At 61.5% G+C, this 16,678-nt stretch carries 12 protein-coding genes; 6 read left to right on the forward strand and 6 right to left on the reverse strand.

What is annotated here, in order from left to right; genetic code table 11:
• Nucleotides 1–456 carry an NfeD family protein gene (locus tag AC1DE4_RS16200; RefSeq protein WP_018859916.1) on the forward strand — a complete coding sequence of 152 codons (456 nt, stop codon included), beginning with the start codon at nt 1–3 and terminating at the stop codon, nt 454–456.
• Here AC1DE4_RS16200 and AC1DE4_RS16205 read toward each other — a convergent pair whose 3' ends face one another.
• Nucleotides 457–1,452 (reverse strand): KpsF/GutQ family sugar-phosphate isomerase, encoded by a 996-nt coding sequence (locus tag AC1DE4_RS16205; RefSeq protein ID WP_018859915.1) that lies wholly within the window; start codon nt 1,450–1,452, stop codon nt 457–459.
• A 125-nt stretch (nt 1,453–1,577) separates the two neighbouring features.
• Here AC1DE4_RS16205 and AC1DE4_RS16210 point away from each other — a divergent pair, with 125 nt between their 5' ends.
• Nucleotides 1,578–3,101 (forward strand): outer membrane beta-barrel protein, encoded by a 1,524-nt coding sequence (locus AC1DE4_RS16210; RefSeq protein WP_113470645.1) that lies wholly within the window; start codon nt 1,578–1,580, stop codon nt 3,099–3,101.
• A 65-nt stretch (nt 3,102–3,166) separates the two neighbouring features.
• On the opposite strand, the gene galU is transcribed toward AC1DE4_RS16210, so the two are convergent.
• Nucleotides 3,167–4,054 carry a UTP--glucose-1-phosphate uridylyltransferase GalU gene (gene galU / locus AC1DE4_RS16215; protein WP_007797839.1) on the reverse strand — a complete coding sequence of 296 codons (888 nt, stop codon included), beginning with the start codon at nt 4,052–4,054 and terminating at the stop codon, nt 3,167–3,169.
• Nucleotides 4,055–4,253: 199 nt separating this feature from the next.
• Here galU and AC1DE4_RS16220 point away from each other — a divergent pair, with 199 nt between their 5' ends.
• Together AC1DE4_RS16220 and AC1DE4_RS16225 are read left to right on the forward strand one after the other, a co-directional pair.
• Entirely contained in the window at nt 4,254–5,477 is a 1,224-nt protein-coding gene (locus AC1DE4_RS16220) for a lytic murein transglycosylase (protein WP_018859913.1), read from the forward strand.
• Nucleotides 5,478–5,538: 61 nt separating this feature from the next.
• Nucleotides 5,539–6,771 (forward strand): SGNH/GDSL hydrolase family protein, encoded by a 1,233-nt coding sequence (locus AC1DE4_RS16225; protein WP_113470644.1) that lies wholly within the window; start codon nt 5,539–5,541, stop codon nt 6,769–6,771.
• Nucleotides 6,772–6,889: 118 nt separating this feature from the next.
• On the opposite strand, the gene AC1DE4_RS16230 is transcribed toward AC1DE4_RS16225, so the two are convergent.
• Both AC1DE4_RS16230 and gltB read right to left on the reverse strand, forming a co-directional pair.
• A complete protein-coding gene (locus AC1DE4_RS16230) occupies nt 6,890–8,344 on the reverse strand; it encodes a glutamate synthase subunit beta (RefSeq protein WP_026372160.1) in 1,455 nt (484 codons plus the stop codon).
• 222 nt (nt 8,345–8,566) lie between these two features.
• On the reverse strand, nt 8,567–13,288 hold the full coding sequence (gltB, locus tag AC1DE4_RS16235) for a glutamate synthase large subunit (protein ID WP_018859910.1): 4,722 nt from the start codon (nt 13,286–13,288) through the stop codon (nt 8,567–8,569).
• Nucleotides 13,289–13,828: 540 nt separating this feature from the next.
• Between gltB and AC1DE4_RS16240 the strand changes: the two genes are divergently transcribed.
• On the forward strand, nt 13,829–14,878 hold the full coding sequence (locus AC1DE4_RS16240; RefSeq protein ID WP_169682329.1) for a threonine aldolase family protein: 1,050 nt from the start codon (nt 13,829–13,831) through the stop codon (nt 14,876–14,878).
• Between the two features lie 10 nt (nt 14,879–14,888).
• On the opposite strand, the gene AC1DE4_RS16245 is transcribed toward AC1DE4_RS16240, so the two are convergent.
• Nucleotides 14,889–15,017 carry a hypothetical protein gene (locus AC1DE4_RS16245; RefSeq protein ID WP_019280707.1) on the reverse strand — a complete coding sequence of 43 codons (129 nt, stop codon included), beginning with the start codon at nt 15,015–15,017 and terminating at the stop codon, nt 14,889–14,891.
• A gap of 269 nt (nt 15,018–15,286) precedes the next feature.
• Here AC1DE4_RS16245 and AC1DE4_RS16250 point away from each other — a divergent pair, with 269 nt between their 5' ends.
• Nucleotides 15,287–15,784: a GNAT family N-acetyltransferase gene (locus AC1DE4_RS16250; protein WP_192241588.1), complete on the forward strand. Its 498-nt coding sequence runs from the start codon at nt 15,287–15,289 to the stop codon at nt 15,782–15,784.
• 16 nt (nt 15,785–15,800) lie between these two features.
• Here the strand turns inward: AC1DE4_RS16250 and AC1DE4_RS16255 are convergent, their stop codons facing one another.
• On the reverse strand, nt 15,801–16,658 hold the full coding sequence (locus tag AC1DE4_RS16255) for a LysR substrate-binding domain-containing protein (protein ID WP_018859906.1): 858 nt from the start codon (nt 16,656–16,658) through the stop codon (nt 15,801–15,803).
• Between the last annotated feature and the right edge of the window lie 20 nt (nt 16,659–16,678).

Consider the following 16,678-nt stretch of genomic DNA (forward strand, 5'->3'; position numbering starts at 1 on the left):
ATGATCGCCAGCCTCGTCGCGGAACTCGGACCCTGGAGCTGGTGGATCGCCGGCTTGGTGCTGCTGGCCGCAGAATTGATCGCGCCGGGCGTCTTCCTTGTCTGGATCGGGCTTGCCGCCCTTATCGTCGGCATGCTGTCGCTACTGTTCTGGGACAGCAGCTTCTGGCTTTGGCAGGTTCAGGCCATCCTCTTTGCGCTTCTTGCAGTCGTGGCAACGGTGGTCGGCCGCAAGCTGACCCTGCAGCACGGTGAAACCGATCAGCCTTTCCTCAATCAGCGGGCCGAAAGCCTCATCGGGCGCACCGCGACGCTGGCGGAGCCCATCCGCGAAGGGCGCGGTCGTATTCGCCTCGACGATACGTTCTGGCTCGTAAACGGCCCGGACCTGCCTGTAGGCACCAAGGTAAAGGTGGTGGCGAGCAGCGGGCGCGATCTGACGGTAGAACAGGTCTGATCAGGCCACGCCGATCCGAAGCAGATCATGGAAGTGCACGAGCCCGATCGGGCGGTTGTCGTCGTCGACCACGATCAGTGCTCCGATGCTGTGCTGGTTGAGCATGGCAAGCGCGGCCGTTGCCAGCACTGTCGGCTTCACCGTCTTTGGTGTCCGCGTCATGATATCGTCGACAACGAGCTCGGAGAGGTTGCGCGTCAGGTTGCGTGCCAGGTCGCCTTCCGTGATGATGCCGCAGAGGCGCTCATCCTCGTCCAGAATACCGACGCAGCCGAAATGCTTCCGAGACAACGTCGAGATCGCCAGCGGCACCGGCGTTCCCTTGGCCACCAACGGGACGCGATCGCCCGTATGCATGATATCGGCGACATGGCTGAGACTCGCCCCGAGTTTGCCGCCCGGATGGAACACGTGAAAGTCGCGCGCCGTAAAGCCTCGTGCCTCAAGCAGCGCGATGGCAAGCGCATCGCCCATGGCGAGCTGCATCAGCGTCGAGGTGGTCGGAGCCAGCCCATGCGGACAGGCCTCTTCCTCGTTCGGCATCAACAGGACAATGTCGGATGCCGTGGCAAGCGACGATCTTTCGGAACATGTGACGGCAATCAGCGGAATCGAGAACCGGCGCGTATAGCCGATGATGCTGCGAAGCTCGGCACTTTCGCCGCCCTTGGAAAGGGCAAGGACGATATCCGTCGTGCCGATCATTCCGAGATCGCCATGGTTTGCCTCGGCCGCATGGACAAAGAAGGCCGGCGTTCCTGTCGACGCCAGCGTCGCCGCGATCTTCACACCGATGTGGCCGCTCTTGCCGACGCCTGTAACGATGACGCGACCGGTGACGCCGTTGATCGTCTCGACGGCCCGCATGAAAGGCCCGGCCAAGCCGTCGTCAAAAGCTCGCTCCAGGGCCTCAAGCGCCCGCCTCTCGGTGCCGATTGTCCGTTTCGCAGACTCCAGGACACCGTTTTCGATGACATTTACCGCTCTCTTGATCATGGCACTGCGTTAGCGGTTTTCATCCGCCGTGTCCATCGGCTGCCCTCACGGGCATCGCAGCGCAACGAATGGTTAACCACAAGCCTTTACGTTCGGGTAACGCTTCGACGCATGCCAGGATACACATGAGCCATTGGAAGGACACGAGCAGTCTCACGCCGCTCCGCGCGACGGGCTTTGCCGTGTCCATGGCTCTGATGGCAGGCACTTTCCTCGCGCCCCACGCCGTACTTGCGCAGTCGACGCCCGTTTCCAACAGCTCGATCCGCTCGTCCACCGCACCTGCTGCTGCGGCGGTGGAGGATGAAGGCGATATCCCTGAAACACCGGCCGGCACTATGTCAACGGCCGACAATGCGGCGCCAGCGGCCACTGCTGCGCCGATTGCGGCTGCCGATCAAAAACCGAGCGACGAGACGACCGGTGCGATCCTCGATGAGGACATGATACGCCTCAACACGCGCGAAGCGCCGCTCGACGAGCGGCTGCCGGCCCGCAAGCCGGAGCCGAATCCGGCGGCCGAGGAAACGCCGGGCATCCGCATCGGCACCTTCGTTCTGCGTCCGACCGTTACCCAGAGCATCAACACCGAGACGCAGAAGGACGCCGGCATCAAACAGACGCGTGGCTTCCTCGAAACGGATCTGCACGCCACGATGACCTCCGACTGGGCGCTGCACCAACTCACGGTGACCACCGACGGCGCCTGGCAGAAGAACGTCAGCGGCGAAGGCGAGGAACAGCCGGATTTCAGGATCGACGGCGACCTGCGGCTCGATCTTCCCGAGGATACGACCGCACATATCATCGGCGGCTACCATTTCTACCGCGAAGACACTGATGATCCGAATGCCATCCAGAACGCGGACCAGCAATCGGATGTTCAGGAATTCAGCACCGGCGCCTCGATCGAACGCGACTTCGGCATCCTGCGCGGCAGCACCGCTATCGATGTCAGCCGTACGATCTATTCCGACGCGACATTGTCCGATGGAACGACCGTTTCGCTGGCCGATCGCAACGAGACGAGCGGCACGATCCGCGGCCGCATCGGCTACGAGCTTTCCCCGGCTCTCATCCCCTTCATCGAAGGCAATGTCGGCAAGACGGTCTATGACGAGAGTATCGATTCCGCCGGCTTCCGCAGGTCGGGAGATAGCTATGGCGCCAAGGTCGGCGTCGAGCTCGATTTGGGTGAAAAACTCCGCGGCGAGGTCGGGGTTGGCTATCAGACTGCCACCTTCGACGACGACCGCCTCTCGGACATCGACGCGGCCGTGGTGGATGCTCAGCTATTCTGGTCGCCGCTCAGAGGTACGGACGTCGACATCGGCCTGCTGACAAGCATCAACCCGTCGACCACAGCTGGCGAATCGGGCTACGTTTCGCATGCTTTGACGACGGGCGTCACGCATCAACTGCGTGATAATCTGACAGGCACTGTCCTCGGCGGCATCATCTATCGCGACTATCCGTCGGATAGCCCGACCAGCGACGAGACGGTCTACACCACGAGCGCCGGGCTGACCTGGAACATCAACCGCTACCTCGATATGACCAGCACCATTGGCTACGAGCTGACGTCCCGCAAGACAAGCAGCGATTCCGAGCAATGGCGGGCCGGCGTCGGTCTGAAACTGAAGCACTGAAACGAAATCCGCCTCCAAGTGGGAGCCTTGGAGGCGGACTAATTCGTTTGACAGGCAGGCTGGTTTCAGAGGCCCTTCAGCAGCGCCTTGAAGCCTTCCTCGACGGTCGGGCGGATGTCCGCACGTTCCAGGGCGAAGGCCACGTTGGCCAGGATGAAGCCGTCTTTGGCGCCGCAGTCATAGGTCGTGCCGCGGAAGTGATAGCCCGCGAACGTCTGGTCCTTCAGCAGCTTCAGCATGCCGTCGGTCAGCTGGATTTCGTTGCCAGCGCCTCGTTCCTGGGTTTCCAGGATCTTGAAGACTTCAGGCTGCAGGATATAGCGGCCGTTGATGAAATAGTTCGACGGTGCCGTGCCCTTGGCAGGCTTCTCGACCATGCCGGTGATGCGAAAGCCATCACCGATCGCTTCGCCGACGCCGACGATGCCGTACTTGTGAGCTTGATCCGGGGCGCATTCCTCGACGGCGATGATGTTGCCGCCGCTCTGGGCATAAAGGTCGATCATGCCCTTCATGCATCCCTTGCCTTCGCTCTTCATGATCATGTCGGGCAAGAGCAGCGCAAACGGCTCGTTGCCGACGATCTCGCGAGCACACCAGACGGCATGGCCGAGGCCAAGCGGCTCCTGCTGACGAGTGAAGCTGACCGTACCAGCCTTGGGAAGCTGGCCAGCAAGCAGCGTCATTTCCGCCTGCTTGCTGCGCTCGCGCAGCGTCTGCTCAAGCTCGAAATGGATATCGAAGTAGTCTTCGATGATGTGTTTGTTACGACCTGTGACGAAAACGAAATGCTCGATGCCCGCTTCCAAAGCTTCGTCGACCACATACTGAATGATCGGTTTGTCGACGACAGTCAGCATTTCCTTCGGCACGGCTTTGGTGGCCGGGAGAAAGCGAGTCCCGAGACCCGCGACCGGAAATACAGCTTTGCGAACTTTTTTATGCTCTGCCACACAATCCTCCTGCGATAACTACACCGCTTGAAATAAAGGCATTTTTGATTGAACTAGATGCGATTTGCTACAGTTTTGCAAATGGTGACTGCGTTCCTACGTCATGGTAAAGAATTTGTTGACTTCGTTCAGGTAGTCTCAGGCCTGAGCGGAAATTTGCGCTCCGCTGTGCCTGAAACGAAAGGACGGATGACCGCCGATGACTCAAAATCACAGAAATTCCCTTCGTGGTCTTGCTATTGCACTCATCGTGACCGCGTCCGCCGGCCTGGCCCCCATCAACGCGAAAGCAGATCAGCGGTTCCAGAAGTGGATCGCGGACTTCTATCAAACTGCCGCTCAAAATGGCATCAGCAAGGCAACCTATCGCAAAGCCTTCTCAGGCGTCAGCGATCCGGATCCGACAGTGCTGGAAAAGGCTGCCTATCAGCCTGAATTTACAACGAAAATCTGGGACTACGTTGATTCCCGTGTAAATCCGTACACGGTGCAGATCGGCCGTCAGATGGCCGCCAAACATGCCTCGACGCTGAATGCGGTCCAACGCCAGTTCGGTGTGGACAAGACGATTCTCCTGGCCATCTGGTCGATGGAATCCAATTATGGCGCAGTTCTCGACAAGGACGACCGCCTGCACTACGTGCCGCGCGCCTTGGCGACCCTCGCCTATGCCGACGAACGCCGCGCGAAGTTCGCCAAGAAGCAACTCATTGCGGCGCTGAAGATCCTGCAGAATGGCGATATCTCGCCCGATGGCATGACCGGCTCCTGGGCCGGCGCCATGGGCCACACCCAATTCATTCCGACAAGCTACCTGCTCTATGCGGTCGACGCCGACGGCAACGGACATCGCGACATCTGGAACTCCGTGCCTGATGCTCTCGCCACGTCCGCCAACCTGCTGCGGAAAAACGGGTGGGATGCTGGCAAAACCTGGGGCTATGAAGTGGTCGTGCCGCCGAATGCCAGAAAACAGGTCGGTAAAACGCATACACTGGCGCAGTGGGCCTCCCTCGGCCTTAGCCGGCCGAACGGCAAGAGCTTCCGCGATGGCGGCAGCAAGGCCGTGCTCAAGATGCCGGCCGGCCCCGATGGCCCGGGCTTCCTGATGACCAGCAATTTCTTCACCATCAAGAACTACAACGCGTCGGACAGTTACGCGATTGCGGTCGGACTGCTGGCGGACGAGATCGCCGGCTACGGCGGCATGAAGCAGCCCTGGCCACGACCGAACGGTACGCTTGATATGAAGCAAAAGTTCGAACTGCAGACGCGCCTGAAGACACTCGGTTATTACGACGGCGAGGTCGACGGGAACTTCGGCAGCGGATCCAAGGCCGCGATTGCCGCGGTCCAGGCTCGCATCGGAATGCAGCAGGACGGTGAGCCATCGCTGCCGCTCCTGAACGCGCTTCGCAAGTAGACGGAATAATCGGCAACATACACTTTTGGAGTGTGGACGCGAGTTCCCGCTCCATGCGAGAATGCCGGCAGATGCGAGGCTGCTGATTATGCGTAAACGAGTACACCGGGCAACGCTCCGCTGGGGTGCGATTGGCACCGCAACGTTGGTGCTCGTCTTCAGCGCGCTGCCGGTGCACGTGGCCGATGCGCAGGAGCGGTATTACTATCGCCGCTCGATTCTCGATTTTTTCTTTGGCCGTCGCTACATCCAGGAATATCCGCCACAGGCACCGTCTCAGAACGCGCCGCAGCGACAGCCTGCGCCGAGAAGGAAAGCGCCGTCGCCGAAGGCGGCTGCGGCTCCCCGTCCCGCCGCTCCCGTCGTCGTTGAGGAAAAGGCGGTCGAGAAGCTTGCCAACGCCCAGAAGATCCTCGTCGTCGGCGATTTTCTCGCCGGCGGTCTTGGCGTCGGCATGGACGCTGCTTTCAAGGATTCTCCCGGCGTCGTGGTCGAGACACATAGCAACGTCGCCTCGGGTCTGGTCCGAGACGACTACTATGACTGGCCGCAACAGCTGACAAAATTCATGGACGAGGCGAAGCCCGCCATGGTCATCGTCATGCTCGGCGCGAATGACCGCCAGCAGATGGTGACGGATATCGGCAAGGAGAAATTCAGGACCGACGGTTGGTATGCCGAATATCAGCGCCGCGTCGTGGCCTTCGGCCAGCAGGTCACCAGCCGCAAGATTCCGCTGCTCTGGGTCGGACTACCCGCCTTCGATTCGCCTGCGATGACCGCCGATGCCGTGCAGCTTAACCAGCTGTTCCGCAAGCAGATGGAGAGCGTCGGCGGCGAGTTCGTCGACATCTGGGACGGTTTCGTCAGCGAAGGCGGCGACTTCATCGTCACCGGCTCGGATATCAACGGCCAGCAGGTCCGCCTACGCACCTCGGATGGCATCAACCTCACGGAAGCAGGCCGGCGCAAGCTTGCCTTCTATGTCGAAAAGCCCGTGCGCCGCATTCTCGGGGTACAGGCAAGCCCGGACCTCGTCCGCCTTGACGCGGGCAATGCGCCGGTGATCGACGCTGTGGCAATGCCCGGCCGCACCGAGCCGATCAGCCTCTCTGATCCCAACCTGGATGGCGGCGCGGAACTTCTTGGCGGCAGGGCACTCCCGGTCAGTGCCACCAAGTCGCCACGTGATCTTCTGGTTCAGGATGGCGAGATGGCGGCTCCCCCTGTTGGCCGCGTAGATGACTATCGCATGGCTCCTGTGAAGCCCACCGCTCAGGTCACCATCAAATAGCCCGGCTGCATGAAGCCGCGCTCCAAAAACGCGCTCTTGATCTCAGTCGAACGCGAGGCTCACCAAACGAAAAAGGGCCGCTCAGAGCGGCCCAAAATCCAATCATCAACTGTGTCGCTTACCGCGGCAGAACCGTCGAGCCCATCAGGGCTTCGTCGATGGCGCGGGCGGCCTGGCGGCCTTCGCGGATCGCCCAGACCACCAGCGACTGACCGCGGCGCACGTCGCCCGCCGTCCAGAGCTTGTCGACCGAGGTCTTGTAGTCGCGGTCGTCGGCAACGACGTTGGTCGAGCCGCGACGGTCGGTGTTGAGCGTGAGCTTGCCGTCGAGTTCCTTGAGCACGCTGTCCTTGAACGGGCCGCTGAAACCGATCGCGATGAAAGCAAGGTCGGCCTTGATGATGAACTCGGTGCCGGCGATCGGCTTGCGACGCTCGTCGACTTCGCAGCACTTCACGCCGGTCAGAACGCCATCTTCACCGACGAACTCGAGTGTTGCCACCTGGAACTCGCGAATTGCGCCTTCCGCTTGCGAGGACGACGTGCGCATCTTCGTTGCCCAGAACGGCCAGACAGCGAGCTTGTCTTCCTTCTCCGGCGGCTGCGGGCGGATGTCGAGCTGCGTGACCTTCACCGCGCCCTGGCGGAACGCCGTACCGACGCAGTCCGATGCGGTATCGCCACCGCCGACGACGACGACATGCTTGGCGCCGGCGAGGATCGGGTCAGAGGCCCAGCCGACGCTGTCGATGTTTTCACGGCCGACGCGCTTGTTCTGCTGCACGAGGTAGGGCATCGCGTCATGGACGCCCGAAAGCTCGATGCCCGGGATACCCGCTTCGCGTGGCGTTTCAGAACCGCCGCAATAGAGAACCGCATCGTGGTCTGCGAGCAGCTGCTCGACCTTCACGTCGACACCGACATTGACGCCACAGTGGAAGGTGACGCCTTCGCCCTTCATCTGCTCGACGCGGCGATCGATGAAGTTCTTTTCCATCTTGAAGTCAGGGATACCGTAGCGCAGCAGGCCGCCGGGCTTGCTTTCGCGTTCGTACACGTGAACCTCATGCCCTGCGCGGCCGAGCTGCTGTGCAGCCGCCATGCCGGCCGGGCCGGAACCGACGATCGCAACCTTCTTGCCGGTGTGAACCGTTGCCGGCTGCGGACGGATGAAGCCGAGCTCGTAGGCCTTGTCAGCGATCGCCTGTTCGACGGTCTTGATCGCAACCGGCGTGTCCTCGAGGTTCAGCGTGCAGGCTTCCTCGCAGGGCGCCGGGCAGACGCGGCCGGTGAACTCCGGGAAGTTGTTCGTCGAATGCAGGTTCTGGATCGCCGCTTCCCAGTTGTTGTTGTAGACGAGGTCGTTCCAATCCGGGATCTGGTTATGAACAGGGCAGCCGGTTGGCCCATGGCAATAGGGAATGCCACAGTCCATGCAGCGCGCTGCCTGTTTCTGCACTTCCTGGTCCGACATCGGGATCGTGAATTCGCGGAAATGCCGGATGCGATCCGAGGCAGGCTGATACTTTGCCACCTGCCGGTCGATTTCCAGAAACCCTGTGACCTTACCCATATTTTCGTCCCTTACACTCATGACCGCCTCGCCTGCGGCCAGTTGTCCATCGTCAGCCTCGACAGTGGAGGCAAGTTGCTTCTTTCGACCGTCATCCAGCATATCCCTTGAGTGCTATCCACGCGTCTGCGCTGCCTGAGGCTGCTGCCGATCCGTGGGTCATTGAGATATTTCGGTCATCCGCCGCGCCAGCCTTCGCCGGCGCAACGGAAGTAAGCGTATTTACTCGGCCGCAATTCCCATGCGGGCGCGTTCCATTTCTTCAAGCGCACGGCGGTACTCGACCGGCATGACCTTGCGGAACTTCGGACGGTAGTCGGCCCAGTTGTCCAAGATCTGCTTGGCGCGGGTGGAGCCCGTATAGTGCAGGTGGTTGGAGATCAACTGGTAGAGGCGCTCCTCATCGTGGCGCGTCATGTCACCGGAGACGTCGACGCGTCCCTTGTGCATGAGGTCGCCGCCGTGATGATGCAGCTTCTCCAGCATGTCGTCCTCCTCAGGAACCGGCTCGAGCTCGACCATCGCCATGTTGCAGCGCTTGGCGAAATCGCCGGCCTCGTCGAGTACGTAGGCAACGCCACCGGACATACCGGCCGCGAAGTTACGGCCCGTTTGGCCGAGAACGACCACCACACCACCCGTCATGTATTCGCAGCCGTGGTCGCCCACGCCTTCGACGATGGCGATCGCACCCGAGTTGCGGACCGCGAAGCGCTCGCCCGCGACACCGCGGAAGTAGCACTCGCCTTCGGTCGCACCATAGAGAACGGTGTTGCCGACGATGATCGACTCTTCCGCGACGATCTTCGAATTCTCAGGTGGCCGGACGATGATCTTGCCGCCCGAGAGGCCTTTGCCGACATAGTCATTGCCGTCACCGACCAGATTGAATGTGATGCCGCGTGCCAGGAAGGCGCCGAACGACTGGCCGGCCGTGCCCTTGAGCGTCACGTTGATCGTGTCGTCCTTGAGGCCGCGGTGGTTGTAGCGCTTGGCGACTTCGCCGGACAGCATCGCGCCAGCCGAACGGTCGACGTTCTTGATATCGACCTCGAAGGACACAGGGGTCTTCGAAGACAGTGCCGGCTCGGCCTCCGCGATCAGCTTGCGGTCGAGAACGTCGTCGATCGGGTGCTTCTGGCGTGATGTCCAGTAGGTCGCATCCTTCGGCGCCTCGACCTTGTGGAAGATGCGGCTGAAGTCGAGGCCCTTGGACTTCCAATGCGCCAGCATCTCGTCCTTCTCGAGCAGCTCCGAAGCGCCGATGATGTCATCGAGCTTGGTGAAGCCGAGCGAGGCCAAGATTTCGCGCACTTCGTTGGCGACGAAGAAGAAGTAGTTGACGACGTGCTCAGGCGTGCCCTTGAAGCGCTTGCGCAGGACCGGATCCTGCGTGGCAACGCCGACAGGACAGGTGTTCAGGTGGCACTTGCGCATCATGATGCAGCCGGCGGCGATGAGCGGCGCGGTCGCGAAGCCGAATTCGTCGGCACCGAGAAGCGCACCGATAATGACGTCGCGGCCGGTCTTCAGACCGCCATCGACCTGCAGGGCGATACGCGAACGCAGGCCGTTCAAGACAAGCGTCTGCTGCGTCTCGGCAAGGCCGATTTCCCACGGAGAACCGGCATGCTTCAGCGAGGTCAGCGGCGATGCGCCGGTGCCACCGTCGAAGCCGGAGACGGTGATGTGGTCGGCGCGCGCCTTGGCAACGCCGGCGGCGACCGTGCCGACGCCGACTTCCGAGACGAGCTTGACCGAGACATCGGACGTCGGGTTGACGTTCTTCAGGTCGTAGATCAGCTGCGCCAGATCTTCGATCGAATAGATGTCATGGTGCGGCGGCGGCGAGATAAGGCCGACACCCGGGGTCGAGTGACGTGTCTTGGCAACGGTCGCGTCGACCTTGTGGCCGGGCAGCTGGCCACCCTCGCCGGGCTTTGCGCCCTGCGCGACCTTGATCTGCAGCATATCGGCGTTGACGAGATATTCGGTCGTGACACCGAAACGTCCCGACGCGATCTGCTTGATCGCCGAACGCTCGGGGTTCGACGAACCATCCGGCAGCGGCATGTAGCGGTCGGACTCTTCGCCACCTTCGCCGGTGTTTGACTTGCCGCCGATCTTGTTCATCGCGATCGCGAGCGTCGTGTGCGCCTCGCGGGAGATCGAGCCGAAGGACATCGCGCCCGTCGAGAAACGTTTGACGATATCGGCAGCAGGCTCGACCTCATCGACCGAAACCGGCTCGCGGCCGAGCTGTTCGGCGCTCTTGATGTTAAAGAGGCCGCGGATGGTGTTCATGCGCAAGGCCGAGGTGTTCACCATCTCGGCGAACTCGCGGTAGCGGTCCTCGGCATTGCCGCGAACGGCGTGCTGCAGTGTGGCCACCGCATCCGGAGTCCAGGCATGGCTTTCACCGCGCATGCGGTAGGCATATTCGCCACCGATATCGAGCGTGGTCGCGAGCAGCGGATCCTTGCCGAAGGCGGAGGTGTGACGCGCAACAGTCTCTTCGGCGATCGCCGTGAGATCGACGCCTTCGATCATCGTCGCGGTACCGAAGAAGTACTTGTCAACCAGTTCCTGCTGCAGGCCGATCGCATCGAAGATCTGACCGCCGCAATAGGACTGATAGGTCGAGATGCCCATCTTCGACATGACCTTGAGGATGCCCTTACCGACCGCCTTGATGTAGCGGTAGACAACTTCGGAGGCGTCCACTTCCTTCGGGAACTCGCCCTTGGCATGCATGTCGAGCAGCGTGTCGAAGGCAAGATAAGGGTTGATCGCTTCGGCGCCGTAACCTGCGAGCAGGCAGAAGTGATGCACTTCGCGCGGCTCGCCGGTCTCGACGACGAGGCCGACCGAGGTGCGCAGACCCTTGCGGATCAGGTGATGGTGCACGGCAGCCGTCGCCAGCAGTGCCGGGATCGCTATACGATCAGGCCCGATCTGGCGGTCGGAGAGAACGATGATGTTGTAGCCGCCCTTGACGGCCGCTTCCGCGCGCTCGCAGAGGCGATCGAGCATCTCAGGCATGCCTTCGGCGCCACGCTCGACATCATAGGTGAAGTCGAGCGTCTTCGTGTCGAAGCGGTCTTCCGTGTGACCGATCGAACGGATCTTTTCGAGATCGCCGTTGGTAAGGATCGGCTGACGCACTTCCAGGCGCTTGGCGTTTGCCATGCCGGTATGGTCGAGAATGTTCGGACGCGGCCCGATGAACGAAACGAGGCTCATGACGAGCTCTTCGCGGATCGGGTCGATCGGCGGGTTGGTAACCTGCGCGAAGTTCTGCTTGAAGTAGGTGTAGAGCAGCTTCGACTTTTCCGACATGGCCGAGATCGGCGTGTCCGTGCCCATCGAGCCGACGGCTTCCTGGCCCGTGGTCGCCATCGGCGACATCAGGATCTTGGTGTCTTCGGTCGTGTAGCCGAAAGCCTGCTGGCGGTTGAGCAGCGACACGTCGCGGCGCAGCGCACGCGGCTCGACCGGCTTCAGGTCTTCGAGGATGAGCTGAGTGCGATCCAGCCAGTTGCGGTAAGGATGCTTGGTCGCGAGTTCGGACTTCACTTCCTCGTCGGAAACGATGCGGCCCTTCTCCATGTCGATCAGCAGCATCTTGCCCGGCTGCAGGCGCCACTTCTGCACGATATCCTCTTCAGCCACCGGCAGCGTGCCGGCTTCCGAAGCGAGGATGACGCGGTCGTCTGACGTGACGAGATAGCGGGCCGGGCGCAGACCGTTACGGTCGAGCGTCGCGCCGATCTGCTTGCCATCGGTGAAGGCGACAGCAGCCGGTCCGTCCCACGGCTCCATCAGGGCCGCATGGTATTCGTAGAATGCCTTCCGCTCGGCCGCCATCGACTGGTTGCCGGCCCAGGCTTCCGGGATCAGCATCATCACGGCATGTGCCATGGAGTAGCCGCCGCGCACGAGGAACTCGAGCGCGTTGTCAAAACAGGCAGTGTCCGACTGGCCTTCATACGAGATCGGCCAGAGCTTGGAGATATCCTCACCGAAGAGCGGCGAAGACACCGATGCCTGGCGCGCCGCCATCCAGTTGACGTTGGAGCGCAGCGTGTTGATTTCGCCGTTGTGGGCGACCATGCGGTAAGGGTGCGCCAGCTTCCAGGACGGGAAGGTGTTGGTCGAGAAGCGCTGGTGCACGAGGGCAACCGCGGACTCGAAGCGCGGGTCCGACAGGTCCTTGTAGTAGGCACCGACCTGATAGGCCAGGAACATGCCCTTGTAGACGACGGTCGCCGACGACAGCGACACCGGGTAGAAGTTGCTCTCCTCGCCGTCGAACTCGTCGTAGATGCGGTTGGAGATCACCTTGCGGAGCGTGAACAGGCGGCGCTCGAACTCGTCGTTCGTCGCCGCGTCCTTGCCAGCGCCGATGAAGACCTGAACGTGATGCGGCTCGGTGGCGGCGATGTCGGGCGCCTTCGACAGCGAGGAGTTGTCGACGGGCACGTCGCGGAATCCGATGAAGACCTGGCCTTCATCGGTGATGACGTCCTGGATCACCTTCTTGAAATGCGCGATCTGCTTTTCATCGTGCGGCATGAAGATGTGACCCATGCCGTACTCGCCGACCTTCGGCAGGGTGATGCCCTGCTTGGCCATTTCCTCACGGAAGAAGCGGTCCGGGATCTGCACGAGAATGCCCGCGCCATCACCCATAAGGGGGTCGGCGCCGACGGCACCGCGGTGCGTCAGGTTCTCGAGAATGAAGAGACCGTCCTTGACGATCTGGTGCGACTTCTGACCCTTCATATGGGCGACAAAGCCGACGCCGCAGGCATCGTGCTCGTTGCGTGGGTCGTAAAGCCCCTGTTTTCGCGGCAGACCGGAGGCGAATTTACGCGTATTGGCCGTCGCGCGCGTCGTTGCTGCTGCGAACTGGTCAAAACCCGTGGATGGCGTCTTCGTCATCTTTCCCTCCTGTCAGAGCCCGCGGGGCCGCGGGCGGCTTCTTGTCCCGCGCCGTCCCTGATCCTAGGTTCGGCGCGTTACAGCGCTGTTGCATTATCGAAGATCCGGTCGCCGGCGGCAGGCTCTCCAGGGAAAGCAACCGTGCGCTCCTGCGCCTGCCATCCGCCTCCGCATGCGGGCTCTTACCCGCTTTTGAAGAACTATAGCGTGAAACCCCACGAGTGTAAGGTTTTTTGGCGCCTCTTCGGCCGTCGCGGCCAAAATAGGACAACAACACTGTCCTAATTCACTTGATCTATGCCAGAAACATCTGGCCTTCGCAAGAGTGCAGATTCAAAAAATCGGCGGTTTACGACTTAATATTGCTCAAATAGCCTATCGGCAAGACATAAAATTACACGTTTACGCATTATTTTGTTTATTGATTGCCGACGTCAATTTTTGTGATGGATTTCACGCCGCCCCTTTGACCAGCCGGAGCGTTGGCGTAATGTCGCCGCCGAACCTGATCCTCCACCACATCCCAAGCGGTCTCCTTTCATGTATTTTGCATCCGACAACTGGGCAGGCGCCCATCGATCCATCGCCGAACGTCTGCTCAGGGAATCCGACGGCTTTGCCGCGGCCTATGGCGCAAGTGATCTCGACCGGCGTGTCGAGCGCCGCTTTGCAGAAGTCTTCGAGCGTGAAGTCGCCGTTCTTTTCGTCGGCACCGGCACAGCAGCGAACTCCTTGTCGCTCGCGAGCGTCCAACGGCCGGGCGGCATCACCTTCTGCCATTCCGAAGCACATGTGATTGCGGACGAATGCGGCGCACCCGACTTCTTCAGCGGTGCCCGCCTGCTCGGCGTTCCTGGCCCGGAAGGAAAGATCGACCCGGAAAAACTCAGGGAAAGGATCGCGGAGTTCCCGCAGACGGCAGTGCAGCACGGGCGGGCAACGGCGGTCACGATCACTCAGGCAACGGAAGCCGGAACGGTCTACTCGCTCACGGAGATCGACGAGATCGCTGCGATCGCCCGAAAGGACGGGCTGCCGCTTCATATGGACGGCGCGCGCTTTGCCAATGCCCTCGTCTCCCTTGGTGTCAGCCCGGCCGAGATGACCTGGAAGCGCGGCATCGACATGCTGTCCTTCGGCGGCACGAAGAACGGTTGCTGGTGCGCGGAAGCGATCGTCTTCCTCAATCCGGAGCAGGCCAAGGAGATGCCGTTCATCCGCAAGCGCGCCGCCCAGCTGTTCTCGAAGTCACGCTTCATCGCCGCCCAGTTCGATGCCTATTTCGAGCACGATCTCTGGCTCGATCTCGCCCGCCATGCGAACGGTATGTCCGATCGTCTGCGCGCGGGCATCACCGCGAGCAACGCGTCCCGGCTGGCGTGGCCGACCTCGGCCAACGAAGTCTTCGCCGTCATTCCGAAAGGCGCGGCGAAAACGGCACAAGAAAAGGGCGCGAAGTTCTATGAATGGCCGGTGCCACCGGCCACACCCGAGCTTGTCGGCCGGGATGAGACGCTGATCCGCCTCGTCACCAGCTTTGCGACCAGCGAGGCAGATGTCGATGGTTTCCTGGACTGCCTCGCAAACTGAGTTCTGAGCCTCAATTCTGATGGCCTGTCACGGCGGATTGCGGCTTGCCACCATCCGTCGTTTTCGCGTCGTGTCCTGCCACGACAATCAGCATCACACAGGCAACCAGCCCGGATACGAAGAGTACACCATACGTCATCGGTCCGTTCTCCTTGCCCCGAAGATCGACCATGGTGATCCGAGCCTAGGCTCCGAACCTAACCAGATGCCTAAGTGGTACGGTTGAGGGCACCTTAAGATGGCAAGCAGGCCATTAACTTTTGGGCGAGGCAGCGAATGAACATTGCGCGGCAACGAAGCGTTATTGCGTGATCGGACCATGATTGATTGCCGATCTGCTGGCCACCATGCCGAGGTCGCGCTATCACGGGCCATGCCCTGATACCTGAAGACGACTAGAGAACGCCGATGGAAATCCGTCCTGAACAGCCGAGCGACATCGCGACGATCCGCCAGATTACAAAGGCGGCCTTCGCGCCGATGGAATACGGTAGCCAGACAGAGGCGGAAATCATCGACGCGCTCCGCAAGGCCAACGCGTTGAAAATTTCGCTCGTCGCCGTCGACGGTGGCGCAGTCATCGGACATGTCGCCTTCTCGCCCGTCACGATCGATGGTGGCGACTACGGCTGGTACGGGCTTGGTCCGGTTTCGGTGCGACCCGACCGCCAGAACGAGGGCATCGGTGGAAACCTCATTCGCGACGGCCTGTCGCGGCTGACCGGTATCGGCGCCAGGGGCTGCGTTGTTCTCGGCGACCCCGGCTACTACGAGCGCTTCGGCTTCGAGAATGACGTCAATCTGATTTTCGAGGGCGTGCCGGCGGAATATTTCATGCGCCAACGGTTCGATGGCCCGCTGCCTGTCGGCAAAGTCTGCTATCACAACGCCTTCACCGCCACTTAAGACGCCTTAACAGGTCTCATCCGCCGGAACCAAGACGACGTACCTTGCCGAGGATGTCCTCCGACAGCGCATGCACCAGCGCCTGGTCGGCGCCCTTGCGCGGCACAAGGACGAACTCCACCTCCTCGAGGATGGGAAGCCTATCGCGCCCGATCTCCTTCAGACCGGAAGGTGCCATGCTGCGCGGCTGCACCAGCACGCCCATGCCGGCCCGTGCGGCCGCCGTCAGTCCGCTGAGGCTGCCGCAGGTGCAGACGATCCGCCAGGCGACCTGGCTTCGGCCCAGGGCTTCGAGCGCGATGCTGCGCGTCACGCTCGGCGGCGGAAACGCGATCAGCGGCAGAGGCCCACCGCTTAAGACATGCTCCGGATCACGCGCCAGCCACACCAGCGGCTCACGGTAGACCAGCCGTCCGCGCGCATCGCCCAACCGGCGCTTCGCCAGCACGAGGTCGATCTCGCCGTTGTCCTGCATTTCGTAAAGCGTTCCTGACAGGGCTACCGTCAGCTCGAGATCGACGGAGGGGTGCGAGCGAACGAAATCCTCGAGCACCGCCGGAAGCTGGCTGGTCACGAAATCCTCGGAGACGCCGAGCCGCAGGTTGCCGCGCAGATTTTGCCCTTTGAATTGCGATTGCACTTGCGCTTCGATCGCCAGCATCGCCCGCGCGTGGCTGAGCAACGCTTCCCCGTCTGTCGTCATGACTACCTTGTGGGTGTCGCGCGCCAGCAATCGCCGCCCGACCGCGCTTTCGAGCCGCTGGATGTGCTGGCTGACGGTCGACTGCCCGAGACCGAGCCGTTCGGCAGCCAGCGTGAAGCTTCCCATCTGTTCGACGGCAACAAAGCTGCGGAGTTGGGTAAGATCGAGCATGGTGATCCAGAAATACGATA

The sequence above is a fragment of the Rhizobium sp. 10N414 genome (assembly GCF_056394785.1).

Bases quoted from the DNA above. Each gene is read 5' to 3' on its own strand.
- AC1DE4_RS16200 (WP_018859916.1), top strand. From the start codon at position 1: ATGATCGCCAGCCTCGTCGCGGAACTCGGACCCTGGAGCTGGTGGATC.
- AC1DE4_RS16205 (WP_018859915.1), bottom strand. From the start codon at position 1,452: ATGATCAAGAGAGCGGTAAATGTCATCGAAAACGGTGTCCTGGAGTCT.
- AC1DE4_RS16210 (WP_113470645.1), top strand. From the start codon at position 1,578: ATGAGCCATTGGAAGGACACGAGCAGTCTCACGCCGCTCCGCGCGACG.
- AC1DE4_RS16220 (WP_018859913.1), top strand. From the start codon at position 4,254: ATGACTCAAAATCACAGAAATTCCCTTCGTGGTCTTGCTATTGCACTC.
- AC1DE4_RS16225 (WP_113470644.1), top strand. From the start codon at position 5,539: ATGCCGGCAGATGCGAGGCTGCTGATTATGCGTAAACGAGTACACCGG.
- AC1DE4_RS16230 (WP_026372160.1), bottom strand. From the start codon at position 8,344: ATGGGTAAGGTCACAGGGTTTCTGGAAATCGACCGGCAGGTGGCAAAG.
- gltB (WP_018859910.1), bottom strand. From the start codon at position 13,288: ATGACGAAGACGCCATCCACGGGTTTTGACCAGTTCGCAGCAGCAACG.
- AC1DE4_RS16240 (WP_169682329.1), top strand. From the start codon at position 13,829: ATGTATTTTGCATCCGACAACTGGGCAGGCGCCCATCGATCCATCGCC.
- AC1DE4_RS16245 (WP_019280707.1), bottom strand. From the start codon at position 15,017: ATGACGTATGGTGTACTCTTCGTATCCGGGCTGGTTGCCTGTGTGATG.
- AC1DE4_RS16250 (WP_192241588.1), top strand. From the start codon at position 15,287: ATGGAAATCCGTCCTGAACAGCCGAGCGACATCGCGACGATCCGCCAG.
- AC1DE4_RS16255 (WP_018859906.1), bottom strand. From the start codon at position 16,658: ATGCTCGATCTTACCCAACTCCGCAGCTTTGTTGCCGTCGAACAGATG.